The sequence below is a fragment of the Streptomyces sp. NPDC086835 genome, assembly GCF_044745705.1.
GTDB lineage: Bacteria > Actinomycetota > Actinomycetes > Streptomycetales > Streptomycetaceae > Streptomyces.
Genome location: NZ_JBIVAU010000001.1, coordinates 399,391 through 425,936, shown reverse-complemented (window position 1 = coordinate 425,936; position 26,546 = coordinate 399,391). Strand labels below are relative to the sequence as shown.

22 protein-coding genes and 2 tRNA genes are annotated in these 26,546 nt (G+C 69.1%); 10 read left to right on the top strand and 14 right to left on the bottom strand.

Annotation, left to right across the window (positions count from 1 at the left end):
- Nucleotides 1-4 precede the first annotated feature (4 nt).
- A complete protein-coding gene (locus tag ACIPJI_RS01880) occupies nt 5-1,513 on the bottom strand; it encodes a folylpolyglutamate synthase/dihydrofolate synthase family protein (protein WP_307706419.1) in 1,509 nt (502 codons plus the stop codon).
- 87 nt (nt 1,514-1,600) lie between these two features.
- A complete protein-coding gene (locus ACIPJI_RS01875) occupies nt 1,601-4,222 on the bottom strand; it encodes a valine--tRNA ligase (protein WP_402243901.1) in 2,622 nt (873 codons plus the stop codon).
- Nucleotides 4,223-4,359: 137 nt separating this feature from the next.
- On the opposite strand from ACIPJI_RS01875, the gene ACIPJI_RS01870 reads away from it, so the two are divergent.
- Together ACIPJI_RS01870 and ACIPJI_RS01865 are read left to right on the top strand one after the other, a co-directional pair.
- Complete coding sequence (locus tag ACIPJI_RS01870) at nt 4,360-5,289, top strand: hypothetical protein (RefSeq protein WP_356620972.1); 930 nt, start codon at nt 4,360-4,362, stop codon at nt 5,287-5,289.
- 144 nt (nt 5,290-5,433) lie between these two features.
- Nucleotides 5,434-6,387: a hypothetical protein gene (locus tag ACIPJI_RS01865; protein WP_356620973.1), complete on the top strand. Its 954-nt coding sequence runs from the start codon at nt 5,434-5,436 to the stop codon at nt 6,385-6,387.
- 71 nt (nt 6,388-6,458) lie between these two features.
- On the opposite strand, the gene clpX is transcribed toward ACIPJI_RS01865, so the two are convergent.
- The 5 genes from clpX to ACIPJI_RS01840 form a co-directional block, all read right to left on the bottom strand.
- Complete coding sequence (gene clpX / locus ACIPJI_RS01860) at nt 6,459-7,748, bottom strand: ATP-dependent Clp protease ATP-binding subunit ClpX (RefSeq protein WP_005317626.1); 1,290 nt, start codon at nt 7,746-7,748, stop codon at nt 6,459-6,461.
- 147 nt (nt 7,749-7,895) lie between these two features.
- Nucleotides 7,896-8,606 carry an ATP-dependent Clp protease proteolytic subunit gene (locus tag ACIPJI_RS01855; RefSeq protein ID WP_037774645.1) on the bottom strand — a complete coding sequence of 237 codons (711 nt, stop codon included), beginning with the start codon at nt 8,604-8,606 and terminating at the stop codon, nt 7,896-7,898.
- Nucleotides 8,607-8,647: 41 nt separating this feature from the next.
- Nucleotides 8,648-9,253, bottom strand: coding sequence for an ATP-dependent Clp protease proteolytic subunit (locus tag ACIPJI_RS01850; RefSeq protein WP_307710356.1), 606 nt, complete (start codon nt 9,251-9,253; stop codon nt 8,648-8,650).
- A 328-nt stretch (nt 9,254-9,581) separates the two neighbouring features.
- Nucleotides 9,582-10,979 carry a trigger factor gene (tig, locus tag ACIPJI_RS01845; RefSeq protein WP_402243898.1) on the bottom strand — a complete coding sequence of 466 codons (1,398 nt, stop codon included), beginning with the start codon at nt 10,977-10,979 and terminating at the stop codon, nt 9,582-9,584.
- A 150-nt stretch (nt 10,980-11,129) separates the two neighbouring features.
- Nucleotides 11,130-11,206: transfer RNA gene (locus ACIPJI_RS01840), tRNA-Pro, on the bottom strand.
- Between the two features lie 143 nt (nt 11,207-11,349).
- Here ACIPJI_RS01840 and ACIPJI_RS01835 point away from each other — a divergent pair.
- From ACIPJI_RS01835 to ACIPJI_RS01825, 3 genes are all read left to right on the top strand, one after another.
- A tRNA-Gly gene (locus tag ACIPJI_RS01835) sits at nt 11,350-11,423 on the top strand.
- A 225-nt stretch (nt 11,424-11,648) separates the two neighbouring features.
- Nucleotides 11,649-11,975, top strand: a complete 327-nt coding sequence (locus ACIPJI_RS01830) for a hypothetical protein (protein ID WP_402243897.1) — start codon at nt 11,649-11,651, stop codon at nt 11,973-11,975.
- Between the two features lie 91 nt (nt 11,976-12,066).
- The gene (locus ACIPJI_RS01825; RefSeq protein WP_402243895.1) at nt 12,067-13,143 is read left to right on the top strand and encodes a pentapeptide repeat-containing protein; all 1,077 of its coding nucleotides are present in this window, start codon (nt 12,067-12,069) and stop codon (nt 13,141-13,143) included.
- Between the two features lie 434 nt (nt 13,144-13,577).
- Here ACIPJI_RS01825 and ACIPJI_RS01820 read toward each other — a convergent pair whose 3' ends face one another.
- The gene (locus ACIPJI_RS01820) at nt 13,578-13,772 is read right to left on the bottom strand and encodes a hypothetical protein (protein WP_005317603.1); all 195 of its coding nucleotides are present in this window, start codon (nt 13,770-13,772) and stop codon (nt 13,578-13,580) included.
- Nucleotides 13,773-14,195: 423 nt separating this feature from the next.
- Here ACIPJI_RS01820 and ACIPJI_RS01815 point away from each other — a divergent pair, with 423 nt between their 5' ends.
- The gene (locus tag ACIPJI_RS01815) at nt 14,196-15,362 is read left to right on the top strand and encodes an acyltransferase family protein (RefSeq protein ID WP_356620977.1); all 1,167 of its coding nucleotides are present in this window, start codon (nt 14,196-14,198) and stop codon (nt 15,360-15,362) included.
- Nucleotides 15,363-15,387: 25 nt separating this feature from the next.
- On the opposite strand, the gene ACIPJI_RS01810 is transcribed toward ACIPJI_RS01815, so the two are convergent.
- Complete coding sequence (locus ACIPJI_RS01810) at nt 15,388-15,861, bottom strand: HD domain-containing protein (RefSeq protein WP_307706428.1); 474 nt, start codon at nt 15,859-15,861, stop codon at nt 15,388-15,390.
- A gap of 68 nt (nt 15,862-15,929) precedes the next feature.
- Entirely contained in the window at nt 15,930-17,075 is a 1,146-nt protein-coding gene (locus ACIPJI_RS01805) for a PP2C family protein-serine/threonine phosphatase (protein ID WP_307706429.1), read from the bottom strand.
- Between the two features lie 108 nt (nt 17,076-17,183).
- Between ACIPJI_RS01805 and ACIPJI_RS01800 the strand changes: the two genes are divergently transcribed.
- A complete protein-coding gene (locus ACIPJI_RS01800; protein ID WP_402243893.1) occupies nt 17,184-18,413 on the top strand; it encodes a GNAT family N-acetyltransferase in 1,230 nt (409 codons plus the stop codon).
- Between the two features lie 272 nt (nt 18,414-18,685).
- Here ACIPJI_RS01800 and ACIPJI_RS01795 read toward each other — a convergent pair whose 3' ends face one another.
- Both ACIPJI_RS01795 and ACIPJI_RS01790 read right to left on the bottom strand, forming a co-directional pair.
- On the bottom strand, nt 18,686-19,501 hold the full coding sequence (locus ACIPJI_RS01795) for a DNA-formamidopyrimidine glycosylase family protein (RefSeq protein ID WP_356620979.1): 816 nt from the start codon (nt 19,499-19,501) through the stop codon (nt 18,686-18,688).
- Between the two features lie 80 nt (nt 19,502-19,581).
- Nucleotides 19,582-20,070, bottom strand: coding sequence for a ribose-5-phosphate isomerase (locus ACIPJI_RS01790; RefSeq protein ID WP_307706432.1), 489 nt, complete (start codon nt 20,068-20,070; stop codon nt 19,582-19,584).
- Nucleotides 20,071-20,239: 169 nt separating this feature from the next.
- On the opposite strand from ACIPJI_RS01790, the gene ACIPJI_RS01785 reads away from it, so the two are divergent.
- Nucleotides 20,240-21,721, top strand: a complete 1,482-nt coding sequence (locus tag ACIPJI_RS01785) for an amino acid permease (protein WP_356620980.1) — start codon at nt 20,240-20,242, stop codon at nt 21,719-21,721.
- 200 nt (nt 21,722-21,921) lie between these two features.
- On the opposite strand, the gene ACIPJI_RS01780 is transcribed toward ACIPJI_RS01785, so the two are convergent.
- Nucleotides 21,922-22,506, bottom strand: a complete 585-nt coding sequence (locus ACIPJI_RS01780) for a biotin transporter BioY (protein WP_402243891.1) — start codon at nt 22,504-22,506, stop codon at nt 21,922-21,924.
- 263 nt (nt 22,507-22,769) lie between these two features.
- Between ACIPJI_RS01780 and ACIPJI_RS01775 the strand changes: the two genes are divergently transcribed.
- Both ACIPJI_RS01775 and ACIPJI_RS01770 read left to right on the top strand, forming a co-directional pair.
- Complete coding sequence (locus tag ACIPJI_RS01775) at nt 22,770-24,155, top strand: amino acid permease (RefSeq protein ID WP_402243890.1); 1,386 nt, start codon at nt 22,770-22,772, stop codon at nt 24,153-24,155.
- A 136-nt stretch (nt 24,156-24,291) separates the two neighbouring features.
- Entirely contained in the window at nt 24,292-25,710 is a 1,419-nt protein-coding gene (locus ACIPJI_RS01770) for an amino acid permease (protein WP_307706436.1), read from the top strand.
- A gap of 125 nt (nt 25,711-25,835) precedes the next feature.
- On the opposite strand, the gene ACIPJI_RS01765 is transcribed toward ACIPJI_RS01770, so the two are convergent.
- Entirely contained in the window at nt 25,836-26,474 is a 639-nt protein-coding gene (locus tag ACIPJI_RS01765) for a DsbA family protein (protein WP_356620983.1), read from the bottom strand.
- Between the last annotated feature and the right edge of the window lie 72 nt (nt 26,475-26,546).

Below are 26,546 nucleotides of genomic sequence, written 5' to 3'. Positions count from 1 at the left end.
GATGTCAGCCCCTCCCCAGCAGCAGCCGGGCCTCGCCGACCGTGATCACGGAACCGGTCACCAGCACACCGGCGCCGGCGAACTCCGACTCCTCCTCGGCGAGCGTGATCGCCGCCTCGAGCGCGTCGTCGAGCCGCGGCTCCACGACCACCCGGTCGTCACCGAAGACCTCCACGGCGACAGCGGCCAGCGCGTCCGCGTTCATGGCACGGTGACTGGAATTCTGCGTCACGACGACCTCGTGGAAGATCGGCTCGAAGGCCTCCAGGAAGCCCCTGACGTCCTTGTCGTCGCTCGCGCCCACGACACCGATCAGCCGGGAGAAGCCGAACGACTCGGTGACGGCGGCCGCCGCCGCCCGCGCGCCCGCCGGGTTGTGCGCGGCGTCCAGCACGACGGTGGGGCTGCGGCGCACGACCTCCAGCCGACCGGGCGAGGCCACGGTGGCGAACGCCTTGCGGATGGTGTCGGCGTCCAGCGTGCGCGCGTCACCCGCTCCGACGCCGAAGAACGCCTCGACCGCCGCGAGCGCCACCGCCGCGTTGTGTGCCTGGTGCGCGCCGTAGAGCGGGAGGAAGATCTGCTCGTACTCGCCGCCCAGGCCGCGCAGGGTCAGCAGCTGCCCGCCGACCGCGACCTCGCGCGAGACGACGCCGAACTCCATACCCTCGCGGGCGACGGTCGCGTCGGCCTCGACGGCCCGCTTCAGCATCACCTGCGCGGCGTCCACCGGCTGCTGCGCCAGGATGACGGTCGCGCCCTGCTTGATGATCCCGGCCTTCTCGGTGGCGATCTCGGCAGGAGTGGTGCCGAGCCGGTCGGTGTGGTCCAGGTCGATGGGGGTGACCACGGCGACCGAGCCGTCGATCACGTTGGTCGCGTCCCAGCTGCCGCCCATGCCGACCTCGACGACGGCCACGTCCACAGGGGCGTCGGCGAAGGCCGCGTACGCCATGCCCGTGAGCACCTCGAAGAACGACAGCCGGTACTCCTGGCGCGCGTCGACCATCTCGACGTAGGGCTTGATGTCGTTGTACGTCTCGATGAAGCGCTCGGCGTCGATGGGAGCGCCGTCCAGGCTGATCCGCTCGGTGATCGACTGCACGTGCGGCGAGGTGTACCGGCCGGTGCGCAGATCGAAGGCGGAGAACAGGGCCTCGATCATCCGGGCCGTGGACGTCTTGCCGTTCGTCCCCGTGATGTGGACGGAGGGGTAGGCCCGCTGCGGCTCGCCCAGCACGTCCATCAGCGCCTCGATACGGGCGACGGAGGGCTCCAGCTTGGTCTCGCCCCAGCGCGTCGCGAGATCCGCCTCGACCTCGCGCAGCGCCCTGTCCACCTCCGGATCCGCCGGGCGGGACGGCACCTGGTCGGCCTGCGGCGATCCGGCCTGTGCGCGCAGGGTGCGGCTGCCGGCCTCGATCACCGCCAGGTCGGGGTCGCGGTCGGTCTCTGCGTCGACGATCTCGTCGAAGGCGTCGGACTCGTCGAAGGCGTCGGGCTGCTCACTCACGGGTCCAGTCTACGGACGGGCGCCGACGGATACGGCCGAGGCCCCGGGGGCGTCCCCGGGGCCTCGGCCGTATCCGCGTCCCGCGGCTCAGCTCACCGGCAGATTGGCGAGCTGGGTGCTGATCCGCGCGATGTCCTCCTCGGCCTTGGCGAGCCGGGTACGGATCTTGTCGACCACGTTGTCCGGTGCCTTGGCGAGGAAGGCCTCGTTGCCGAGCTTGGCGGTCGCCTGGGCGATCTCCTTCTCCGCCGCGCCCAGGTCCTTCGTCAGACGCTTGCGCTCCGCCTCGACGTCGATCGTTCCCGACAGGTCGAGCGCGACGGTGGCGCCGGCGACGGGCAGCGACGCGGTGGCGTGGAAGCCCTCGCCCTCCGGCTGGAGGCGCAGCAGCTGACGGATCGCGGCCTCGTGCGGGACGAGCGCCGTGCCGTCGAGGGTGAGCCTGGCCGGGACCTTCTGGCCGGGCTGCAGCCCCTGGTCGCTGCGGAACCGGCGGACCTCGGTGACGACCCGCTGGACGAGCTCGATCTCCCGCTCGGCCGCCTCGTCGCGGAAGGCGCTCATCGCCGGCCAGTCGGCGATGACGAGCGACTCCTTGCCGGTCAGCGCGGTCCACAGCGTCTCGGTGACGAACGGGACCACCGGGTGCAGCAGCCGCAGCATGACGTCGAGGACCTCGCCGAGGACGCGCGCCGAGACCTTGGCCGGCTCCCCGCCCGCGAAGAACGTCGTCTTGGACAGCTCGACGTACCAGTCGAAGACCTCGTCCCAGGCGAAGTGGAAGAGCGTCTCCGACAGCTTCGCGAACTGGTAGTCCTCGTAGTACGCGTCCACCTCGGCGACGGTCTTGTTCAGCCGCGACAGGATCCACCGGTCCGTGGAGGACATCTCCTCGGGCGCCGGCAGCGGGCCTTCGACGGTGGCGCCGTTCATCAGCGCGAATCGGGTGGCGTTCCAGATCTTGTTGGCGAAGTTCCGCGAACCCTGGACCCAGTCCTCGCCGATCGGGACGTCGACACCCGGGTTGGCGCCGCGGGCGAGCGTGAAGCGCAGCGCGTCGGAGCCGTACTTGTCCATCCAGTCCAGCGGGTTGACCGCGTTGCCGAAGGACTTGGACATCTTCTTGCCGAACTGGTCCCGGACCATGCCGTGCAGGGCGATGGTGTGGAACGGCGGCGTGCCGTCCATCGCGTAGAGACCGAACATCATCATCCGGGCGACCCAGAAGAAGAGGATGTCGTAGCCGGTGACCAGGACGGAGTTCGGGTAGAACTTCGCGAGGCTCTCGGTCTGCTCCGGCCAGCCCAGCGTGGAGAAGGGCCACAGACCCGAAGAGAACCACGTGTCGAGGACGTCGGTCTCCTGGGTCCAGCCGTCGCCGCTCGGCGGTTCCTCGTCGGGGCCGACACAGACGATCTCGCCGTTCGGGCCGTACCAGACGGGGATGCGGTGGCCCCACCACAACTGGCGCGAGATGCACCAGTCGTGCAGGTTGTCGACCCAGTCGAAGTAGCGCTTCTCCATCTCCTGCGGGTGGATCTTGACCCGGCCGTCGCGGACGGCGTCACCGGCCGCCTTGGCCAGCGGGCCGACCTTGACCCACCACTGCATGGACAGCCGCGGCTCGATGGTGGTCTTGCAGCGCGAGCAGTGGCCGACGGAGTGGACGTACGGGCGCTTCTCGGCGACGATCCGGCCCTCGGCGCGCAGGGCACCGACGATCGCCGACCGTGCCTCGAGGCGGTCGAGACCCTCGAAGGGACCGTGAGCGGTGATGACGGCCCGCTCGTCCATGATCGCGATGGAGGGCAGGTCGTGCCGCTGCCCGATCTCGAAGTCGTTCGGGTCATGGGCGGGCGTCACCTTGACGGCGCCGGTGCCGAACTCGGGGTCGACGTGCGTGTCCGCGACGACCGGGATCGTACGGTCCGTCAGCGGCAGCTTGATCTGCTTGCCGATGAGGTGCTTGTAGCGCTCGTCGTCGGGGTGGACGGCGACGGCGGTGTCACCGAGCATCGTCTCGGCGCGCGTCGTCGCGACGACGATGGTCTCGTCGCCCTCGCCGTACTTCATGGAGACGAGCTCGCCGTCGTCGTCCTGGTACTCGACCTCGATGTCGGAGATGGCGGTCAGACAGCGCGGGCACCAGTTGATGATGCGCTCGGCGCGATAGATCAGCTCGTCGTCGTAGAGCTTCTTGAAGATGGTCTGGACGGCCTGGGACAGGCCCTCGTCCATCGTGAACCGCTCGCGGGACCACGCGACACCGTCGCCGAGGCGGCGCATCTGGCCGGAGATCTGCCCGCCGGACTCGCCCTTCCACTGCCAGACCCGCTCGATGAACGCCTCACGGCCCAGGTCGTGGCGGGACTTGCCCTCCTTGCCGAGCTCACGCTCGACGACGTTCTGCGTGGCGATGCCGGCGTGGTCCATGCCGGGCTGCCACAGCGTCTCGTAACCCTGCATCCGCTTGCGGCGGGTGAGCGCGTCGATCAGCGTGTGCTCGAAGGCGTGGCCCAGGTGGAGACTTCCGGTGACGTTGGGCGGCGGGATGACGACCGTGAAGGGCGGCTTGTCGCTTTTCGCGTCCGCCTCGAAGTACCCACGTTCTACCCAGCGCTCGTACAACGCCCCCTCGACCTCGGCCGGCGCGTACTGGGTCGGCAGTTCGGGAGTGGGCGCTGTCTGCTGCTGAGTCTTCTCGGTCACGGGCCCAGTTTAGAGGTGTCATGGAGCCGTTCCGAAACTCGATTCTTCGGTAACGGTGTGCCCCCCGGCGCCCCATCCGGCCGGGGCTTGGGCCAGGATGTTCGGAACACATAGACATCACGAGGGGAAAACCCGTAATGAGCTACAACCAGCCGGGCCCGTACGGCGGGCAGCAGCCGCAGCAGCCCGGACCGTACGGCCAGCCGGGGCCCTACGGCCAGCAGCCGCAGACCCCGCAGCCCGGTTACGGGTACCCCCAGCAGGCCCCGCAGGGCGTTCCGCCGCAGCAGCAGCCGTACGGCTACCCTCAGCAGCCCGGTCAGCCGTACGGCCAGCCTCCGCAGCCCCCGTACGGCGCGGGCCCCGGCTACCCGCCTCCGGCGCCCGCGCCGAAGAAGAAGACCGGCCTGATGGTCACCGCCGCCGTCGTCGCGGTCGCGGTGGTGGCCGGCGGCGTGTGGTTCTTCACCTCGGGCGGCGGCGGCAGCGACGTCGCCGACGACGGCCCGCACAAGCTGACGACGCCGGCGACCGTGCTCGGCGAGTACAAGAAGTCGCCGTCCAGCAGCGGCGACGGGGACGACTTCCTGAAGGACGCCGAGGAGAGCGGCGTCAAGAACGCCAAGGAAGTCGAAGCCCAGTACGAGGTGAAGGACGAGACCAACCCGCTGGCTGGGAAGTTGCTCCAGTTCGGTGGCGTGTACGGCGACATCGAGGACCCTGAGGCGGTCGTCGACGCGGTGTTCGCGACCATCAAGGCGGAGTCCCAGAAGGAGAAGGACTCGGAGGCCGAGCTGGTCGGCGAGCCGAAGGCGTACACCCCCGCCGAGGCCGAGGGCGCTGTGGTGAAGTGCCAGCAGATCAAGACCAAGCCCGATGGTGCCGATTCCTCCGACATGGGGCCTAAGGAGATCACCATGTCGATGTGCGTGTGGGGCGACCACAGCACGCTCGCTTTCGTTATGCCCATGGACATCGCCAGTCTGATGGCCGGCAAGGGAACCTCGCCCGAGGAAGCGGCCGTCACCACCGCCAAGCTGCGCAAGGAAGTTCGCGTCAAGCTCTGACGCGAAGGCCACCGCGCGAGGGCGCCCGGTGTACACCGCGGCGCCCTGCGGCCTGCCTGAGCCGGGCCGCTGAGACCCGGGAAACCACAACAGACGATCAAGGCCGCTCAGCCCCGCACCGGCTGTCGTCCAAGGAGAACTGGAATGAGTTACAACCAACCAGGTCCGTACGGCGGGCAGCAGCCGCAGCAGCCCGGACCGTACGGCCAGCCGCAGGGCCAGCCGGGCCCTTACGGCCAGCAGCCGCAGGCCCCGCAGCCCGGTTACGGGTACCCCCAGCAGGCCCCGCAGGGTGTGCCGCCGCAGCAGCCTTACGGATACCCTCAGCAGCCCGGCCAGCCCGGCCCTTACGGCCAGCAGCCCCAGTACGGCGCGCAGCAGCCGGGCGGCTATCCGCCCCCGCCGCCGGCCCAGGGCGGGGGCGGCAAGAAGACCGGACTCATCATCGGCGCGGTGGTGCTGGTGGCCGCGCTGGGTGTGGGCGGTTACTTCGTCTTCGGCGGCGGCGGTGGCGGCCTCGAGGACGACGGCCCGCACAAGCTGACGGCGCCGAAGACCATCATCGGTGGCAAGTACATGCGCGCCGACAAGAAGGATCCCGAGCCGAAGCCGGCCGACAAGGACTCTTCGAAGATGCTCGCCGCCAGCGGGGTGACCGATGCCATGTCCATCGGTTCGACGTATTCGACGATCGACCTGACGAAGCTCGACCCGAGCGACCCCACTGCGATCGAGAAGGTCTCGAAGGCGCAGAACCTGGTCTTCATCGGCTTCTACGGCAAGATCGAGGACCCGGCGAAGGTCCTCGACGCGGCCTTCGCCGAGTTCAGCAAGAACACGAAGGACACGGAGACCAAGATGATCGGGGACCCGCAGGAGGTGAACCCCGACGGCCTGGACGGCGCTTTGATGAAGTGCCAGGAGGCCGAGAGCAAGAACCAGAAGACGGGCATGACCCAGAAGACCTACATGTGCCTGTGGTCCGACTACAGCACCCTCGGCGTCGTCGAGCCGGTCCAGGGCGAGAAGGGCACCACGCTCGACGAGGCGGCGAAGCTCGCTTCCGACGTGCGCAACGAGGTGCGTGTCGCCAAGTAGCGGCACCACGTACACGAAAGGGGCGCCCGGTCAACGACCGGGCGCCCCTTCGGCGTTCAGGAACGAAAGCGCTACGCGCTCTTCTCGTGACGGCCGTTGCCGTCGTCCTTGACGATGCGCGGGACCAGCGTCGGGTTGACGTTGTTGCGGACGACGTCACGCGTGATGACGACGCGGGCCACGTCCTTGCGCGACGGGACCTCGTACATCACCGACTGGAGGACCTCCTCCATGATGGCGCGCAGGCCGCGCGCGCCGGTGCCGCGGAGGATCGCCTGGTCGGCGATGGCCTCGAGGGCGGGGAGGTCGAAGTCCAGCTCGACGCCGTCGAGTTCGAAGAGGCGCTGGTACTGCTTGACCAGCGCGTTGCGCGGCTCGACGAGGATCTTCAGCAGGGCCTCGCGGTCCAGGTTGTGGACCGAGGTGATGACGGGCAGACGGCCGATGAACTCGGGGATCATGCCGAACTTGACCAGGTCCTCCGGCATGACCTCCTGGAACTGGTCGCTCGCCTCGATCTCGCGCTTGGAGCGGATCGTCGCGCCGAAGCCGATGCCCTTCGCTCCCGCGCGCGACTCGATGATCTTCTCGAGGCCGGCGAACGCGCCGCCCACGATGAAGAGCACGTTCGTCGTGTCGATCTGGATGAACTCCTGGTGCGGGTGCTTGCGGCCGCCCTGCGGGGGCACGGAGGCCGTGGTGCCTTCCAGGATCTTGAGCAGGGCCTGCTGGACGCCCTCGCCGGAGACGTCACGCGTGATCGACGGGTTTTCGCTCTTACGGGCGACCTTGTCGATCTCGTCGATGTAGATGATCCCGGTCTCGGCCTTCTTGACGTCGTAGTCGGCCGCCTGGATCAGCTTGAGCAGGATGTTCTCCACGTCCTCGCCGACATAGCCCGCCTCCGTCAGCGCGGTCGCGTCGGCGATGGCGAACGGGACGTTGAGCATGCGCGCGAGCGTCTGGGCGAGCAGTGTCTTGCCGGAACCCGTGGGCCCCAGCAGCAGGATGTTGGACTTGGCGAGCTCGATCGCGTCGTCCCGGCCCTGCGCGCCGCCGTTCTCGCCGGCCTGGACGCGCTTGTAGTGGTTGTACACCGCGACCGAGAGGGCCTTCTTCGCGGGCTCCTGCCCGACGACGTACCCCTCGAGGAACTCATAGATCTCGCGCGGCTTGGGAAGTTCCTCCCAACGCACCTCGGAGGTCTCTGCGAGCTCCTCCTCGATGATCTCGTTGCAGAGGTCGATGCACTCGTCGCAGATGTACACACCGGGGCCTGCGATGAGCTTCTTCACCTGCTTCTGGCTCTTTCCGCAGAACGAGCACTTGAGCAGGTCGCCGCCATCACCGATGCGTGCCACGAGGTGCTTCCCCTTCGCCTGGGAGCGGCTTGGTTCAGCCGGCTCCTGGTGCCTCATATTCGACGGTACCTTGCCGAGCCCCCCGTACGGGCCCCCCTTGGCGCGGTTCACACATTGTCGTGTACCGCGCCAAGGGCGCCGGATCGGTCAGGCGGCCGCTGCGGCCGTGCTCTTACGGGTCGAGACGATCTGGTCCACCAGGCCGTAGGCGAGGGCGCCGTCGGCCGTGAGGATCTTGTCGCGCTCGATGTCGTCGCGGATCTTCTCGATCGGCGTGGTGGAGTGCTTGGCCAGCATCTCCTCCAGCTGCTCACGCATACGAAGGATCTCGTTGGCCGCGATCTCCAGGTCGGAGAGCTGCTCGCGGCCGGTCTGCGAGGACGGCTGGTGAATCAGCACACGGGCGTGCGGCAGGGCCATCCGCTTGCCGGGCGTACCGGCGGCGAGCAGCACGGCCGCGGCGGACGCCGCCTGGCCCATGCACACCGTCTGGATGTCCGGCTTCACGAACTGCATCGTGTCGTAGATCGCGGTCAGCGCGGTGAAGGACCCACCGGGGCTGTTGATGTAGATCGAGATGTCCCGGTCCGGGTCCATCGACTCCAGGCACAGCAGCTGCGCCATCACGTCGTTGGCGGACGCGTCGTCGATCTGCACGCCGAGGAAGATCACGCGCTCCTCGAAGAGCTTCGCGTACGGGTCGTACTCGCGCACGCCCTGCGAGGTGCGCTCGACGAAGCGGGGGACGACGTAGCGGTTGTCCACCGCGGGGCCCGTGTAGAGGCCGCTCGCGGAGGCGCCGGAGTGTCCGGACAGACCGGGGATGCCGGGGAAGTTACTCATGTGGGTGTTCACCATCCTGGTGGCGTTCGGCGGGCGGGGTTCGGTGCGGCAGGCGCTCAGGCGCCGGTGCCGCCGCCGCCCGGGACGCCCGAGGCGGCGGAGATGATCTCGTCGATGAGGCCGTAGTCCTTGGCCTCCTCGGCGGTGAACCAGCGGTCGCGGTCACCGTCGCGGATGATCGTCTCGACGGTCTGACCGGAGTGCTGGGCGGTGATCTCCGCCATCCGCTTCTTCGTACGGAGCAGGTACTCGGCCTGGATCTTGATGTCCGAGGCGGTGCCGCCGAGGCCGGCAGAACCCTGGTGCATGAGGATGTCGGTGTTGGGCAGCGCGAACCGCTTGCCGACGGCGCCGCCGGTGAGCAGGAACTGGCCCATCGACGCGGCCATACCCATGCCGATCGTCACCACGTCGTTCGGGATGTACTGCATGGTGTCGTAGACCGCCATGCCGGCCGTCACCGAACCGCCGGGGCTGTTGATGTAGAGGTAGATGTCCTTGTCCGGATCGGCGGCAAGGAGCAGCATCTGTGCGGTGATCTTGTTGGCGATGTCGTCGTCGACCTGCTGGCCGAGGAAGATGATCCGCTCGCCGAGCAGCCGGCTGTAGACCTGGTCGCCGAGGCCACCACCGATGGAGGGCTCGCCGGCGGCATAAGGCATCAGATTCGTCACGTGTCCACCTGCTCGTCTCTGACGGCTTCGACCGTCTCAGCGTCTTCGTAACCGGGGGCGGGGACTCCCCTGCCCTCGTATTCATGGACCCTAACGCGCAGGTCGGACAGAGCCATCCCGCTTCCCGAACTGTTCGCTCGGAGCGCAAGGTCGACACTCCTCGCGGGACACCGGCGCAACCCGTGAACGGGCCCTGCGGAAGGCCGCGAACGGGCCCGGGAAGGGCCGTGCACGGACCTGTGGAAGGCCGGTGGTACGCGTACGGGCTCCGGGCGCGTGGTCGCGTCCGGAGCCCGTAGCAGGGTCAGCGCGAGGCTCAGGCCTCGTTCTTCTCCTCGGCCTCACCCTCGGCGGCGGCCTCGGCCGTCTCGGCGGCGGCCTCGGTCACCTCGGCCTCGTCCTCTTCGTCCTCGAGGTCGACGACCTCACCGTTGGTGTCGACGACCTTGGCGGCCTCGACGACCACGGCCAGCGCCTTGCCGCGGGCGACCTCGCCGACGAGCATCGGCACCTGGCCACCCTCGACGACGGCCTGGGCGAACTGGTCGGGGCTCATGCCGGAGGACTGCGCACGCCGCATGAGGTGCTCGGTGAGCTCCTCCTGGTTGACGTTCAGCTTCTCCTTGTTGACGAGCTCGTCCAGGATGAACTGGGTCTTGATGCCCTTGACCGCCTGCTCCTTGGTCTCGGCGTCGAACTCTTCCTCGGTCTTGCCCTGGATCTCCAGGTACTTGGCGAGGTCGAGGCCCATCTGGCCGAGCTGGTGGTGCTCAAGGTTGTGCTTGCGGGTCTTGACCTCGTCCTCGAGGAGCTTCTCGGGGATCGGGACCTCCGCCAGCTTCAGCAGCTCGTCGAGGACGCGCTCCTGGGCCTGGGTGGCCTGGTCGTACTGCTTCATGTTCTCGAGGCGCTTGCGGCTGTCGGCCTTCAGCTCCTCGAGGGTGTCGAACTCGCTCGCCATCTGCGCGAAGTCGTCGTCGAGCTCGGGAAGCTCACGGGCGGCGACGGCGGTGACCTTGACGGTGACCTCCGCGTCCTTGCCCTCGGCGGAGCCGCCCTTCAGCTGCGAGGTGAAGGTGGCCTCGCCGCCGGCCTCCAGGCCGGTGACGGCCTCGTCGATGCCGTCGAGCAGCTCGCCGGAACCGATGGTGTAGGAGACACCCTCGGCGACACCGTCGGGCAGGACCTCGCCGTCGACCTTGGCCTCGAGGTCGATCGTGACGACGTCGCCCTCGGCGGCGGCGCGCTCGACCGGGTTCGTCGAGGCGAAGCGCTCACGCAGCTGCTCCACGGACTTCTCGACGTCCTCGTCGGTGACCTCGACGGCGTCGACCGTGACCTCGATGCCGGAGTAGTCCGGGATCTGGATCTCGGGGCGGATGTCGACCTCAGCGGTGAAGGCCAGCGTCTCGCCGTCCTTCAGCTCGGTGATGTCCACCTCGGGCTGGCCGAGCGGGTTCAGCTCGGCCTCGTTGACAGCCTCGGTGTAGAGCTTGGGAAGCGCGTCGTTGACAGCCTCCTCCAGCACCGCACCACGGCCGAACCGCTGGTCGATCACTCGGGCCGGGATCTTGCCCTTACGGAAGCCCTTGACCGTGACCTGCTGGTTGATCTTCTTGTACGCCGCGTCGAGGCTGTCCTTGAGCTCCTCGAAGGGCACCTCGACAGTGAGCCGAACCCGGGTCGGGTTCAGGGTCTCCACGGCGCTCTTCACGGTTCGGTCTCCTTGGTGGCTGACATCTTGGGGTACTGCTGGCGCCGGATTCGGCGATTCAGCGGATGGAGCCCGGCACATCAGACACACGGGCACACAGCCTGCATAGTAACGGCAAGCGGGAGGCGCCTCACAACGCGATCTTGCTGGTGGTCGGGGTGGCCGGATTCGAACCGACGACCTTCCGCTCCCAAAGCGGACGCGCTACCAAGCTGCGCCACACCCCGTCGGTGCGAACCGTAGGGTACATGCCCCGGCAGCGTGGGCGGCCCCCTTTACGGGGCGTACCGAAACGGGGTGTGCGGCGAGGGCCCCGGACCCGCTACGATGCTTCTCGTGCCGCGGCCCTCGTGACCTGCGGTGCGAGCTTGCGGGCGTAGCTCAATGGTAGAGCCCTAGTCTTCCAAACTAGCTACGCGGGTTCGATTCCCGTCGCCCGCTCCACATGGCTCAGGGCCAGGTCGGAGGTTCATCCTCCAGCCTGGCCCTGATGCGTTTCGGATCTTCGTTTCCGCCTACGTGCCCGTCCGGATCGGGATCTTGCTTTCTGGGCCTGCTCGACGACCGCGCTCACGGCCTGGCCGATCAGCCGTTCCCGCTCGGCCGTGGCGTGCTGGTGGATCAGCGCGGCACGGGCGGTGCTGCGGCCCCTCCTGGTCATCAGGGCCATTGATCGCACGCCTTGCGCCACAGCTTGCCGAAGTGGTTCCGGCGAGGCGTCGCCTTCTTGGCCCCGATGAAGAACCGGCCGTCCGGGCCCGGCTCGGCGAACACGGCGAGGCGCGGATCACGCTCGGCGTGGTCGCAGCCGGGCAGGGCGACTTGGAGCAGGCCGTCACCTACGGCGAATGGGCGCTGAAGGGCGACCGGCAGTCTTTGCCGCCCCTGCTCATGGTCAGCCGTGAACCGGCAGCCATCGTGAACCGGGACTTCGCCGACGAGGCGACGGGCCGGGAGTACCTGGATCACCTGACCACGCTCGGTCGCGCCGGCTAGGGCGACCCCTGATCACCGGGCAGACCTTGGTCGTGGTCTTCCTGGCGTAATAAGGCTTGCTGCCGCTTGGAGCGCGGGATGCGATGGGCAGGTGGCTGGGAAACTGAGTGCCGATGGGCTTCGCCGCATCGCTCGTCGGCGTCGTGTCCGCCGACGTGGGTACGTCAGCCGCTCGGCAGCACCCAGGTCCGAGGGCAGGGACCGGACACAATGGATCACTCTGATCGCGGTCAGCCTGCCGGGGCTCGCCGCGCTGGGCGCGCTGCTGTTCACCTGGATGCAGGTCGGACAGGCCAGCAAGGAGCTACGGATCTCCGAGCACGGGCAGATCACCAGCAGGTTCAATGCCGCCATCGACAATTTGGGATCGGAGTCCCTGGATATCCGACTGGGCGGTATCTACGCCCTGCAGCGCATCATGCAGGACTCCGCTCGCGACCACCCCACGGTTGTCTCCGTACTGGCCGCCTTCGCACAGCGGCACGCCGGCTCGAGCACAGAGAGCCTGAAGGAGCCGTCTGAGAGCGCCTACAACCGCACACCAAGGGCCGATGTCCGGGCAGCGATCGCCACGCTGGTTAGGCGCCGCCCCGACCGCGACAGCGGGACGGTCATCGACTTGAGCAAAACCGATCTACGTGGCCTCCGCTTCACCGACCGGGCCCCCATCCACCTCCCCGGGGTGAACTTGTCCGACGCGGATCTCCGCTCTGCCGATCTGTCCGGCGCGGACCTCCGTAAGGCGTCCTTGGGCTACACGAACCTGGACGAGTCCTCTCTCCATGAGGTCAACCTCAGCGGTGCGGAGCTGATGGGGGCGAGCCTCGTCGTCGCGAATCTCACAGGCGCGAACCTTCGCGGAGCAGACATGACATGCGGGGGCTTCGAGGGTGACCCAGAGACCGGTGAGGTGATCGAGCTGACAGATTGCGTGGACCTTGAGTACGCCTTTCTGGACGGGGCGGATGTGCGAAACGCCAAGATGAGCCAGGCCGACCTTCGTCACGCAACCTTGAACGATGCGGATCTTCGTGGCGCGGACCTGACGAACGCGAACCTCACCAACGCGGACCTGACGAACGCGGACTTCCGTGGCGCCAAGCTGACCGGTGCGGAGCTGAAGGATGCGAAGCGGACCGGCGCGCGTGGGCTCCCGCAGGAGAATTAGGCCAGTTACAGGTTTCTCCACCTCCATCAGGGCAGCTCGCTCCGCTCGCCGCGCGCGGCCGGGCGAGCAACGCGCTACTCAAGCGGTACAGGCCCCGAAGCGCTAGCGGCGTGCCCCATCCGTGCCCGATCGCCGGGGAAGTCGGGAGACACGGGGAACCAGAGAGACGCACCTGCCCAGCCGCAGGTCAGCAGCGCCGCAGCTCAGCGACCAGCCGCATACGGCGTCTTCCGAACTGGCTGCGCGGGTTCGATTCCCGTCGCTCGCTCTGTGCACGACTCGGGCCCGGCCCGGTGATCATTCACCGGGCCGGGCCCGAGGTCGTTCCGCGAGGAGAGCCGCGCAAGGCGCCTCCCGGAAGGTGATCTCCGAAGGTGATCTCCAAGGTGGATCGAGCAGAGCCGATCGCGGGAGCCGGCGCCCGGCGGTCGGTCTCAGAAGCTGATCTGGTTGATCGTCTCGGCTATCGAGTTCATGAATCTGTTGATCGACGGCGCCATGCCCGTCGAGGCGAGGAAGAAGCCGAAGAGGACCGCCACGATCGCGGGCCCGGCCTTGATGGAACCGCCGCGGATCAGCACCACGAGGACGATCGCCAACAGAAGCACCACTGACAGTGAAATGGCCACAACTGATCACACCCTCGGTCGGTCCGCCTTGCCGGCCCGGGAGCGCACGGCCCAGCACACTCCCGCCTGCACCATCGTGCCACCAACCCCCCTGCCCCTGTTGCCCGGTGACGAACCGTCCTGAACAAGATCACGCCAACCCGCCCCGGACGGCGCCCGGGTGACGGCCGTACCGGCGGGGCCGGGCGAGTGAAATTCGGGAAGGAAATCAACGTGATCGTTTCACTGTCCCCACACTTTGGTCACGAGAAATTCGAAGCCTCTTCGTGAGGTAATTCACCTCGCGGGCCACCCGGGCCATATGCCCCGTTTAAGAGGGATTAACCAGGGCATACGGGTCTGTTGGCGCCCGTGTCAGATTCGAATAGGTCAGGTGCCCGGCGTGTTTTACGAAATCGAATAGGCGCGGCTAGGGTGCCTTGAATGTTCCACGCTGCGCATGGATACGAGAGGGCTCCGGCACCCGAGGTCAAGGAGCCCGAGACCACCCCGACGAGCCGGGCGGCGACCGCTCTCGCCCCTGCCACGAGTGGCCTGAAGTCCGCTCCGCGGACGGCTCCCAAGGCCATCGGACGGGACGCCTACTTCGACAACGCGAAGTACCTGGCCATCGTGCTGGTGGCCGTGGCCCACGCCTGGGAACCGGTGATGGAGGGCAGCAGGGCCACGCGTGCCCTGTACATGGTGATCTACACCTTCCACATGCCGGCCTTCATCATCGTCTCCGGCTACTTCTCCCGGAGTTACCAGGGCAAGCCGCATCAGCTCAGACGACTGCTCACCGGCATCGCGCTGCCGTACGTCGTCTTCGAGGTGGCCTACTCCCTCTTCGCCCGGTACGGGAACGACGATCCCTCCCATCCCATCAGCCTGCTCGACCCGTACTACCTGACGTGGTTCCTGGCCGCGCTGTTCATCTGGCGGCTCACCACCCCGCTGTGGCGGATCGTGCGGTGGCCGCTGCCGATCGCGCTGGTCATCGGCGCGCTGGCCACTCTGACCCCGAACATCGGGGCGGACCTCAACCTCGCGCGTGTGCTGCAGTTCCTGCCGTTCTTCGTGCTGGGCCTGTGCCTGAAGCCCGAGCACTTCCAGATGCTGCGCCGGCGCGAGGTGCGGCTGCTGGCCGTTCCGTTCTTCGCCGTGACGCTCGTCTTCGCGTACTGGGTGGCGCCCCGGATGAACCTCGGCTGGTTCTACCGCTCCAGCAGCGTGCAGGACCTGGGCTGGCCGTGGTGGTCGGGACTCGTGGTGATCATCGCGTTCTTCGGGTGCGCGGTACTGCTGAGCGCCGCGTTCCTCGCGCTGGTCCCCGGTCGCCGGGCATGGTTCACGGTGCTGGGTGCCGGGACCATCAGCGGGTACCTGCTGCACGGCTTCGTCGTCAAGGCCGGTGACTACTGGGGGCTGTTCGAGAGCCAGAAGTGGCTCGGCAGCCCGGTCGGTCTGGTCGTGGTGACGGTCTGCGCGACGGGCATGGTGACCCTGCTGTGCTCGCCGCCGGTGCGCCGGGCTCTGAAGTGCGTCACGGAGCCCGAGATGAAGTGGGCGTTCCGCCAGGACGCGGCCGAGGCGGGGCCGCGCCGGTAGCCGCCGGCCCCTGGGCGGCCGGCTCTCAGTCGGCCGCCGGGCCCTCGTCGGCCGTCAGGCCCAGCAGTTCGCGTGTCCTGGCGTACTTCTCCGCCAGCCGCTTCCGCGTCGCCTCGTCGAGCACCGCGAGGCGGGCGGGGTCGGCGTTGTGGGCCAGGTCGGCCTGTTTGACGAGCAGGGCGCCGGGAGTGGCCGCGATCCGCCGCGTATACGTCTCCAGGTCCTCGTCCTCGCCTCTGGTGAGGGCGAGGACGATGTCCTTCACGGCCCGTGGAAGTGCGGCGCGTTCGAGCCATTCGCGGCTCAGCACGCCGTCCTCGACCGCGTCGTGGAGCCAGCCGGCGGCGATCTGGTCGTCGCTCCCGCCCCGGGCTCGCACCCCCTCCGCGACCGCTTCGAGGTGCTGCGCGTAAGGGCGGCCCGCCTTGTCCCGCTGGGCGGCATGGGCCTCGCGGGCGACGGTCTCGACCTCGGCCAGGGTCAGCATCTGCTCGGACATGGCACGACTGTACGCGTCGCGGAACGCCGTCATGAGGGCCCGCCGCACGCTCACGCCGTGGGGGCGGTTCACGCCTGGCGGCACAGCAGCAGCAGCGCCCGGTCGTCGTTGACGTCCTTGGCGACGGCCTCGATCAGATGCCAGGCGGCGCCCTCGAAGCCGGCGGTCACATAGCGGTCCGCCTCGCCGGTCAGCCGGTCGATGCCCTCGCTGATGTCCCGGCCCGACGCCTCCACCAGACCGTCGGTGAACAGCATCAGCACGTCGCCGGGGCGCAGTGAGCCCTTGACCGGGTCGAACTGGGCCGCGTCGTACACACCGAGGAGCGGGCCCTCCGCGGCCATCTCCTCCCAGCGGCCGCTGCCCGCGTGGAGCTGGAGCGCGGGCAGATGTCCCGCGGACAGCAACTCGTAGTCGCCGGAGTCGAGATCGAGCACGAGGTGGATGGACGTGGCGAAGCCCTCGTCCCAGTCCTGCCGCAGCAGATAGCCGTTGGCCGCGGGAAGGAAGCCGTGGGGCGGCAGCGAGCCCAGCAGGCCGCCGAACGCCCCCGACAGCAGCAGCGCCCGCGACGCCGCGTCCATGCCCTTGCCGGACACGTCCGTGAGGACGACCTCCAGGGAGCGGCCGCCGTTGGTGCGGGCGGCGACCACGAAGTCGCCGGAGAACGACTGGCCGCCGGCCGGGCGCAGCGCCATCTCCTGGTGCCAGCCCTTCGGCAGCCGCGGCAGGGCGCTCTGCACCCGGATGCGTTCGCGCAGGTCGAAGAGCATGGTGCCGCCGCGTCGCCACGGCACGCCGACCCTGGCCCGGAACTGGGCGATGAGCAGGCCGAACATGCCGCACGCCGCGACGACCAGGACCGTGCCGGGGGTGACCCTCGCCGGGCCGTCCGTGTACGGACCGAGTGCTATGGACTCCACGATGAGCGCCACGGCCGCGGCCGCGTAGAGGCCGAGCAGACTGGCCGGCCGCAACAGCAGGCCGCCCGCCACGATCGGCAGGGCCAGCGCCACCGGTGAGCACCACAGTGGCGCGGCGATCGTGCCCCAGGTGATCGCGGGGATCGTCAACAGCAGTCCGGCCAGGGCGAGCCAGTCGGAACCGTCGCCGCGGAAGTAGTCGACCCCGGACTTGCGCAGCGCGATACGTGCCCGGTGCACCGCTTTCCGCAACCGGGCCGTGGACGAGTCTGCTGCAGAGCCGCGGGCCATTGCCGTGGACCCTATCCACCCGCCGCCCCGGCGTGCAGGGGAGACCCCCACGACATTGCGTTCGAAATCGGGTCGCGACGGGCCGTGGACGGCTGGTAGGGATGGCATATGACGACAGATCTGCGGGTGCTGCGACAGTCCGAGTGGGACCGGTGGTACCGGAGTCTGGAGCTCGCCTTCGGCGGTGTCCCCGAGACCCGGCCGGAGCGCGAACTCTGGGCGGACCTGACGGAGACCGAACGCTCCATCGGCGTCTGGGACGGCGACGACTGTGTCGGCACCGCGGGGGCGTTCACCTTCTCCGTGTCCGCGCCGGGCGGCACGTTCGTGCCCGCGGCCGGCGTGACCATGGTCAGCGTGGCGGCGACCCACCGGCGGCGCGGGATCCTCACCTCGATGATGCGGCGCCAGCTCGACGACGTCCGCTCCTGGGGCGAGCCGCTCGCCGTGCTCACGGCCTCCGAGCCGGAGATCTACGGCCGGTTCGGCTACGGGGTCGCCACCCACCAGATGTCCGTCGAGATCGACTCCTCGCGGACGCGGATCACCGCGCCGCCCGGCGCCGACGACGTCCGGCTCCGCTTCGTGTCGGTCACCGAGGGCGCTCAGGCGTGCGAAGAGGTGTACCGGCGCACGATCGGCACACGGCCCGGGATGCTCGCCCGCCGGCCGGGCTGGGAGCGGCTGCCGCTGCTGGACCCGCCGAGCGAGCGGGAGGGCGCGTCCCCCATGCAGTGCGTACTCGCGGAAAGGGACGGTCAGGTCGTGGGATACGCCCGCTTCCACAACAAGCCGGACTGGTCGGCGGCCGGCCCCGAGGGCTCCATCTCCGTACGGCACATCGACGCACTGGACCCGGTCGCGTACGCGGCGCTGTGGCGCTTCCTGTGCGGCATCGACCTGACGACGACCGTGCGGTCCCGCAACCGTCCCGTGGACGACCCGCTGCTCCAGCTGGTCACGGACATCCGCCGCTGCGGCGTGCGGGTACGCGACTCGCTGCACGTCCGGCTGGTCGACGTGGCGGCCGCGCTGGAGGCCCGGCGCTACACCGCGCCTGTCGACGTGGTGTTCGACGTCGACGACGCGTTCTGCCCCTGGAACACCGGCCGTTGGCGGCTCACGGGCGACGCGAAGGGCGCGTCGTGCGAGCGGACCCGGGACGAGGCGGACCTGGCGCTGTCCGTACGGGAGTTGGGGGCGGCGTATCTGGGGGGCGTGGCGCTGTCGGCGCTGGCGGGTGCGGGACGGGTCCGGGAGTTGCGGGAAGGGGCGCTGGCGGAGGCGTCGGTGGGGTTCGGCTCCGACGTGGCGCCGTGGCTGCCGCACGGGTTCTAGCGGGGGTGGGCTGCGGGGGCGGGTGGCGCCTGCGGCGGGCTTGTCCCCTCCCCTTCCCGAACCGGGGCAAGCCCCGGGCCCCGTACCGCGCTTCGCGCGGTGCCCTCGAACGCCGGGCGGGCTGGAAACGCCGCTGCGCGGCATCCGGCCGCGCCGGCACATCCGGCCTCACTGGGGACACCTCCCACGGCCGTCAGGCCGTAGGGGGGGTCGCGCGGCGGGTCCGGGCGGAGCCCGGTTCGGGAAGGGGCGGGGTGAGGGAAGGCCCCGGTTCAGGCGGCGGCCGGCTGGCAGGTGGGGCACCAGAAGAGGTTGCGCGCCGACAGGGGCGCCGTGCGGATCTGCGTGGTGCAGACATGGCACGGCATGTTCGCCCGGCGGTACACGTAGACCTCGCCACCGTGGTCGTCCACACGCGGTGCGCGGCCCATCGCCTCCGGAGTGTGTTCCGGGCGGACGGTGTCGATGCGGTTGTTGCGGACGCCCTCGCGCATCAGCTCGGCCAGGTCCCCCCAGATGGCGTCCCACTGGCGGCGCGTGAGGTCCTTACCGGCCCGGTAGGGGTCGATGCCGTGACGGAAGAGGACCTCCGCGCGGTAGACGTTGCCGACGCCGGCGATGATCTTCTGGTCCATCAGCAGCGCGGCGATCGTCGTGCGCGAGCGGGAGATCCGCGCCCACGCCCGGTCCGGGTCGTCGGACGGCCTGAGCGGATCGGGACCGAGCCGGTCGTGTATCGCCCGCTTCTCGGGTTCGGTGATCAGCGCACAGGTGGTCGGGCCGCGCAGGTCGGCGTAGTGGTCCTCGTTCAGGACGCGCAGGCGGACCGTGTCGGTGGGCGGCGGCGCGGGGGCCGTGCCGAAGCCGAGCTTGCCGAACAGGCCGAGGTGGATGTGGACCCACCCGATGTCCTCGAAGCCGAGGAACAGATGCTTGCCGTGCGCGTCGGCGCCGTCGAGCACCCGGCCGTCGAGGAGCGCGGCGCTGTCGGAGAACTTGCCCTGGGGGCTGCTGACCCGGACGTTCCACCCCGCGAAGCGGTGGAGGTAGTCCTCCGCGAGGCGGTGGATCGTGTGCCCCTCGGGCATGAGGTCGGCCCTCCTGGACGGCATGACCGTGCCGCCGGGACGGACCCGGCGGCACAGGGAAGCGGATGCGGGTGCGGGGCTCAGCCCTGCTGCGGGTGGTGGGCCGGGATCGGGGGGAGCTCGCCGGTGGTCTCGTACGCGGAGAGCATCTCGATGCGGCGGGTGTGACGTTCCTCACCCGAGTACGGGGTGCTGAGGAAGATCTCGACGAACTTCGTCGACTCCTCGAGGGTGTGCATCCGCCCGCCGATGGCCACGACGTTGGCGTTGTTGTGCTCACGGCCGAGCGCGGCGGTCTGCTCGCTCCAGGCGAGCGCGGCACGCACGCCCTTGACCTTGTTGGCGGCGATCTGCTCGCCGTTGCCCGAGCCGCCGATCACGATGCCGAGGCTGCCCTCGTCCGCGGCCGTCCGCTCCGCGGCACGGAGGCAGAACGGCGGGTAGTCGTCCTGGGCGTCGTAGATGTGGGGACCGCAGTCCACGGGCTCGTGGCCATGGGCCTTGAGCCACTCGACGAGGTGGTTCTTGAGTTCGAAGCCGGCATGGTCCGAGCCGAGGTACACGCGCATGGTTCGAGTGTGGCATGCGGGGCATGCGCAGTCCGGCGCGGGGCCGGGCTCGGGGCGCGCCGGAGTGACGAGTGCAACGAAACGGATTCGACCCTTCCGTACTGGCACGTACTGGGTTCTAATTCCGAAGTTCGTAACCCGAGCGGCACCAAGACATAAGGATTCGTCCATGACGTCGCAGTCGACCCTCACAAAGGAAGGCGACATGCCCGACACCCCGGGACAGTCGCCTTCCCCTGACGGTCTCAAGGCCGGTCTCAAGAACCGCCACCTTTCCATGATCGCAATCGGCGGTGTGATCGGCGCCGGCCTGTTCGTCGGATCGAGCTCAGGTATAGCCGCGGCCGGCCCGGCGATCCTGTTGTCGTACGCGCTCGTGGGCATGCTGGTCGTGTTCGTGATGCGGATGCTGGGCGAGATGGCCGCAGCGAGCCCGAACTCCGGGTCCTTCTCCGCGTACGCCGACCGCGCGCTCGGGCGCTGGGCGGGCTTCTCCATCGGCTGGCTCTACTGGTTCTTCTGGGTCGTCGTGCTGGCCGTGGAGGCCACCGCCGGCGCCGAGATCCTGGAGGGCTGGATGCCGGCGGTGCCGCAGTGGGGCTGGGCGCTGATCGTCATGGTCGTGCTGACGGCGACCAACCTGGTGTCCGTCTCCTCCTACGGCGAGTTCGAGTTCTGGTTCGCCGGCATCAAGGTCGTCGCCATCGGCGCGTTCGTCGTCGTCGGTCTGCTGGCCGTCTTCGGTGTACTGCCGGGCTCCGACAACCCGGGGGCGGGCCTCGCCCATCTGACCGACGCGGGCGGCTTCATGCCGAACGGCGCCGGCGCGATCCTCGCCGGTGTGCTGCTGGTCGTCTTCTCCTTCATGGGCAGCGAGATCGTCACCCTGGCGGCCGGCGAGTCGGAGAACCCGCGGCGCGCGGTCACCAAGGCCACCAACTCGGTGATCTGGCGTGTCGGTTTCTTCTACCTCGGCTCGATCTTCGTCGTGCTGACGCTGCTCCCGTGGAACGACAAGTCGATCGAGGAGAAGGGGTCGTACGTCGCCGCCCTGGACTCCATCGGCATCGCGAACGCCGGCCAGATCATGAACGTGATCATCCTGACGGCGGTCCTCTCCTGCCTCAACTCGGGCCTCTACACCGCCTCGCGCATGGCCTTCTCGCTCGGTGAGCGCGGTGACGCGCCCAAGTCGTTCGCCAAGGTCAACGCCAAGGGTGTGCCGACGGCGGCCATCCTCGCCTCTGTGGTCTTCGGCTTCGCCGCCGTGTACTTCAACTACGCCTTCAAGGACACGGTCTTCCTGTTCCTGCTCAACTCGTCCGGCGCCGTCGCCCTGTTCGTCTGGCTGGTGATCTGCTTCACCCAGCTGCGGATGCGCGGCATCCTGCTGCGCGAGGCGCCGGAGAAGCTGACGGTGAAGATGTGGCTCTTCCCGTACCTCACCTGGGCGACCGCCGCGATGATCACCTTCGTGCTCGTCTACATGGTCGTCGACGACGCCAACCGGCAGGTCGCGCTGCTCTCGATCGCCGTCGCCGCGGTGGTGGTCGCGATCGCCGTGACCCGCGAGAAGTTCTTCCCGCGGCCCGCCGCCGCGCCCGTCACGGCCGCCCGTGACGAAGACGTGGAGACGGTCTCCGGAGTCTGAGAGGGAACCCGACGCCACATGCCAAGTGGCGTCAGGTGAACCCGGGAGGCTCTCCGTCGGTCCTGCGAGGGACGGACGGAGAGCCTCCCTTCTGTTCCCCTTCTTGTACGCCTCGCGTACGGACCGGAAAACGCAAGAGGCCCGCCGGTCTCAGGAGCTGAGAACCGAGGCGAGCCTCTTCTGCGGACAGGGGCCGTGCGTCAGCCGCGGCGGCCGAGGAGCTTCCAGGCCGTGGGCAGAGCGCCCATCGCCAGGGCCGCCTTCAGCGCGTCGCCGATCAGGAACGGCACGAGGCCGGCCGCGACCGCCTCACCGAGGGACATGCCGGTGGCCAGCGCCAGGTAGGGGACGCCGACCGCGTAGATGATCGCCGAGCCGACCGCCATCGTGCCCGCCATGCGCAGCACGGAACGGTCGGCGCCGCGACGGGCGAAGTGGCCGACGACGGTCGCCGCGAGCAGCATGCCGAGGATGTAGCCGAAGGACGGCATCGCATAGCCGGAGGTCGCCTGGGCGAACCACGGCATGCCCGCCATGCCGGCCACCGCGTACAGGGCGAGGGAGAGGAAGCCGCGGCGGGCGCCCAGCGCGGTGCCCACGAGGAGTGCCGCGAAGGTCTGGCCGGACACGGGGACCGGGGAGCCGGGGACCGGGACAGCGATCTGCGCCGCGATGCCGGTGAGCGCGGCGCCGCCGACGACGAGGGTGATGTCCCGGACGCGGGACGCGGGCAGCAGGTCGGCGAGGACGAGCCCCGATCGGACGGGGGCGGCAGCAGTGCTCATCGGGACTCCGCGAGGGTGAGGGCAGTTCGGGACAGGGTGACCGTAGCCCACGGAGAATCGCTCGATCACCAGCAGCCGCCCACAAAGCGGCGGTTGACGGCTTGGTGGGGTTCACACAAAGAGTCTCGATCATGCCGACGATGACGTGATGCTCGTCACTGAGGTCCGGGGCGTAGGCGTCCGTTTTGCACAGGAGGTATCAACTCGGGAAGACTGTAGGGACCCCATAACTCGTACCGAGTGATCCGAGAGTTCTCCAGCACATGCACGACGCGCCGCCCACGCCCCTGGCCGCAGAGGCCGAACCCCTGAGCCACGGGCTCAAGCAGCGCCATCTGACGATGCTCGGGCTCGGCGGGGTGATCGGCGCGGGGCTCTTCGTGGGCTCGGGCGCCGGCATCGCGCTGGCCGGCCCCGGCATCGTCCTGTCCTATCTGATCGCGGGCGCCCTCGCGATGCTGGTGATGCGGATGCTCGGTGAGATGTCCTCCGCGATGCCCGCCTCCGGTTCGTTCTCGGTGCACGCGGAACGCGCCCTCGGGCGCTGGGCCGGGTTCAGCGTCGGCTGGCTGTACTGGTTCCTGCTGGTGGTGGTGCTCGCGGCGGAGGCGACGGCCGCCGCTGCGATCGCACACGGCTGGGCACCCGCCGTCCCCCAGTGGGGCTGGGTGCTGGTGTTCATGGTGGTCTTCACCGTCGCCAACCTGGCGGCGGTGAAGAACTTCGGCGAATTCGAATTCTGGTTCGCCGCGCTCAAGGTCGGGGCGATCGTGCTCTTCCTGGCGCTCGGCACCCTGGCGATCTTCGGGCTGCTGCCGGACACGGACCCGGTCGGCCTCACCCGGCTCACCGGCGAGGGCGGCTTCCTGCCGGGCGGCTGGTCCGGCGTGATCTCCGGCGTACTCGCCGTCGTCTTCGCCTTCGGCGGCCTCGAGGTCGTCACCATCGCCGCCGCGGAGACCGAGGACCCGGCCCGCGCGGTGGGCCGCGCCGTGCGCAGCGCGGTGGTCCGCATCCTCTTCTTCTATGTGGGCTCGATGGTCGTCATCGTGACCGTCCTGCCCTGGACGGCGCAGAAGGCCGGTCTGAGCCCCTATGTCACCGTTCTCGACTCCATCGGGGTGCCGAGCGCCGGACGGATCATGGAGATCGTCGTCTTCGTGGCGCTGCTGTCCGCGCTCAACGCCAACCTGTACGGCGCCTCCCGGATGGTGTTCTCGCTCGCGGAGCGTGGCGAGGCCCCGAAGGGGCTGTTGAAGCTCACCCCGAGCGGCGTGCCGCGCAAGGCGGTGCTCGCCTCCGTCGCGTTCGGCTTCGTGTCGGTGCTGCTGAATCTGAAGTGGCCGGATTCGGTCTTCCTCTACATGCTCAACTCGGTCGGCGCGGTACTGCTGTTCGTCTGGGCGCTGATCGCGGTGTCGCAGTTGCGGCTGCGCCGGCGCCTCGAGCGCGAGGCGCCTCAGAAGCTGACCCTGCGCATGTGGGGCTTCCCGTGGCTCACCTGGGTGGCGCTCGCCGTGATGGCGGCCGTGCTGGGGCTGATGCTCACCGACGACACCGCCCGGCCGCAGGTGCTGTGGTCGAGCGGCGCGACCGCCGGTGTACTGCTGGTTTCGGCCGTCCGGGAGCTACGCGAACGACGCCGCTGAATTGCGGGGTTCACGTGTTCGGTTGTTGACGTTCCGTGAAGGTCGTGACCGTATAGCGGACATCTGTTCCCTGTGAGCGACGACCATGCCCACACTGGGCCGCTCCCCCGTCTCAGCTCATGAACAGGGCACGCCCATGTCTCGGACCACCGCGCCCGCGCCCGTCGACCAGCCGGCCGACGCCACGCTCACGCACGGCCTCAAACAACGCCACCTGTCGATGATCGCCCTCGGCGGTGTCATCGGCGCCGGGCTCTTCGTGGGATCGGGCGCCGGCATCGCCGCGGCCGGACCGTCGATCGTCGTCGCGTACGCGCTCTCCGGACTGCTGGTCATGCTGGTGATGCGGATGCTGGGCGAGATGTCGGCGGCCAACCCGGCCTCCGGCTCCTTCTCGGTGCACGCGGAGCGGGCCATCGGGCCGTGGGCCGGCTTCACCGCCGGCTGGGCGTTCTGGTTCCTGCTGTGCGTGGCCGTCGGCCTGGAGGCCATCGGCGCCGCCGGCATCATGACGGGCTGGTTCCCCGGGACGCCCGAGTGGGCCTGGGTGGCGCTGTTCATGCTGGTGTTCTGCGGCACGAACCTGGCGGCGGTGAAGAACTTCGGCGAGTTCGAGTTCTGGTTCGCCGCGCTGAAGGTCGGCGCGATCGTGCTCTTCCTGGGCATCGGCGTCCTCGCGATCGCCGGAGTCCTTCCGGGCAGCGAAGCGCCGGGCACCGCCAACCTCACGGGTGACGGCGGCTTCATGCCGAACGGCACCGAGGGCCTGATCGTCGGTCTCCTCGCCTCCGTCTTCGCCTACGGCGGTCTGGAGACGGTCACCATCGCCGCCGCCGAGTCCGAGCACCCGGTGCAGGGCGTCGCCAAGGCCGTGCGCACCGCGATGTGGCGCATCGCCGTCTTCTACATCGGTTCGATGGCGGTCATCGTCACGCTGGTGCCGTGGCACGAGAAGGCGGTCGCCGAGAAGGGACCGTACGTCGCGACCCTGGACCACCTGGGCATCGACGGCGCGGGCCAGATCATGAACGTGGTCGTGCTGATCGCCCTGCTCTCCGCGATGAACGCCAACATCTACGGCGCCTCCCGGATGGCGTGCTCGCTGGTCGCCCGCCGCCAGGGTCCGACGGCGCTGGGCCGGATCTCCGGCGGCGTGCCGCGGACCGCAGTGCTGGTCTCCTCCGTCTTCGGCTTCCTGTGCGTGCTGCTGTCGTACTGGCGGCCGGACGACATCTTCATGTGGCTGCTCAACACGATCGGCGCGATCATCCTGGTCGTCTGGTTCTTCATCGCCGTCTCGCAGCTGGTGCTGCGCCGGCGCACCGAGCGGGAGAACCCCGAGAAGCTGGTCGTGAAGATGTGGCTGTTCCCCGGCCTCACGCTGCTCGCCCTGGCCGGCATGGCGACCGTCTTCGCGCTGATGCTGCGCGAGGAGGAGACCCGGATGCAGCTGCTCGGCACCGGTGTCCTGACGCTGGTCCTCGCCGTCGTCGGATTCGTGCTGCAGAAGACGCGTGAGTCCCGTGCCGCCGTCGAGGCCGGCGCGACGGACTGAGCCCGGCGGCGCACAAACACACCCGCGCAGCACGGTGCCCCCGCGAGTCATGTACTCGCGGGGGCACCGTGCTGTGCGGGATGCGGCTGCTGCCGGGCCGCGGGTGTCGCCGTCCGGCGGGCGGTTCAGTCGAAGATGGGGCCCTGGGTCCGCGTGCGCTTGATCTCGTAGAACCCGGGGATCGACGCGACCATCAGCGTCCCGTCCCACAGCCGGGCCGCCTCCTCGCCCTTGGGCGCGGGGGTGACGACCGGACCGAAGAAGGCGATCTGCTCGCCGTCGGAGCCGGGCACCGCGATGACCGGCGTGCCGACTTCCTGGCCGACCTTCTCTATGCCCTCCTTGTGGGAGGCGCGCAGCTGGGCGTCGTACGTGCCCTTGTCCGCGAAGTCGGCGAGGGACGTGGGCAGACCGACATCCTTGAGCGCCGCGACGACGGCCTCCCGGACCGGACCCATGCCCTCGTTGTGGAAGCGGGTGCCGAGCGCGGTGTAGAGCTTGCCGACCACCTCGTCACCGTGCTCCTGCTGGGCGGCGACGACGACGCGCACCGGGCCCCACGCCTTGTTCTCCAGCATGTCCCGGTACTCCTCGGGAAGCTCGTCGAGCTTGTCCTCGTTGAGCACGGCGAGGCTCATCACATGCCAGCGCACCTGTACGTCACGGACCTTCTCCACCTCGAGCATCCAGCGTGAGGTCATCCAGGCCCACGGGCACAGCGGGTCGAACCAGAAGTCCACGGGCGTCTTGCCGTTGTGCGACATATCACTCCTCGGAAGGGATCGGCGCCCTGCGCGCCTGCCCGGGCAACGCCGCCGATGGCTCCGCCGATTCCC

Bases quoted from the DNA above. Each gene is read 5' to 3' on its own strand.
- ACIPJI_RS01850 (WP_307710356.1), bottom strand. From the start codon at position 9,253: ATGCCTTATGCCGCCGGCGAGCCCTCCATCGGTGGTGGCCTCGGCGAC.
- ACIPJI_RS01785 (WP_356620980.1), top strand. From the start codon at position 20,240: ATGACGTCGCAGTCGACCCTCACAAAGGAAGGCGACATGCCCGACACC.
- ACIPJI_RS01815 (WP_356620977.1), top strand. From the start codon at position 14,196: ATGTTCCACGCTGCGCATGGATACGAGAGGGCTCCGGCACCCGAGGTC.
- ACIPJI_RS01855 (WP_037774645.1), bottom strand. From the start codon at position 8,606: ATGGTGAACACCCACATGAGTAACTTCCCCGGCATCCCCGGTCTGTCC.
- ACIPJI_RS01805 (WP_307706429.1), bottom strand. From the start codon at position 17,075: ATGGCCCGCGGCTCTGCAGCAGACTCGTCCACGGCCCGGTTGCGGAAA.
- ACIPJI_RS01770 (WP_307706436.1), top strand. From the start codon at position 24,292: ATGTCTCGGACCACCGCGCCCGCGCCCGTCGACCAGCCGGCCGACGCC.
- ACIPJI_RS01795 (WP_356620979.1), bottom strand. From the start codon at position 19,501: ATGCCCGAGGGGCACACGATCCACCGCCTCGCGGAGGACTACCTCCAC.
- ACIPJI_RS01810 (WP_307706428.1), bottom strand. From the start codon at position 15,861: ATGTCCGAGCAGATGCTGACCCTGGCCGAGGTCGAGACCGTCGCCCGC.
- ACIPJI_RS01800 (WP_402243893.1), top strand. From the start codon at position 17,184: ATGACGACAGATCTGCGGGTGCTGCGACAGTCCGAGTGGGACCGGTGG.
- ACIPJI_RS01870 (WP_356620972.1), top strand. From the start codon at position 4,360: ATGAGCTACAACCAGCCGGGCCCGTACGGCGGGCAGCAGCCGCAGCAG.
- ACIPJI_RS01765 (WP_356620983.1), bottom strand. From the start codon at position 26,474: ATGTCGCACAACGGCAAGACGCCCGTGGACTTCTGGTTCGACCCGCTG.
- ACIPJI_RS01790 (WP_307706432.1), bottom strand. From the start codon at position 20,070: ATGCGCGTGTACCTCGGCTCGGACCATGCCGGCTTCGAACTCAAGAAC.
- ACIPJI_RS01865 (WP_356620973.1), top strand. From the start codon at position 5,434: ATGAGTTACAACCAACCAGGTCCGTACGGCGGGCAGCAGCCGCAGCAG.
- ACIPJI_RS01780 (WP_402243891.1), bottom strand. From the start codon at position 22,506: ATGAGCACTGCTGCCGCCCCCGTCCGATCGGGGCTCGTCCTCGCCGAC.
- ACIPJI_RS01775 (WP_402243890.1), top strand. From the start codon at position 22,770: ATGCACGACGCGCCGCCCACGCCCCTGGCCGCAGAGGCCGAACCCCTG.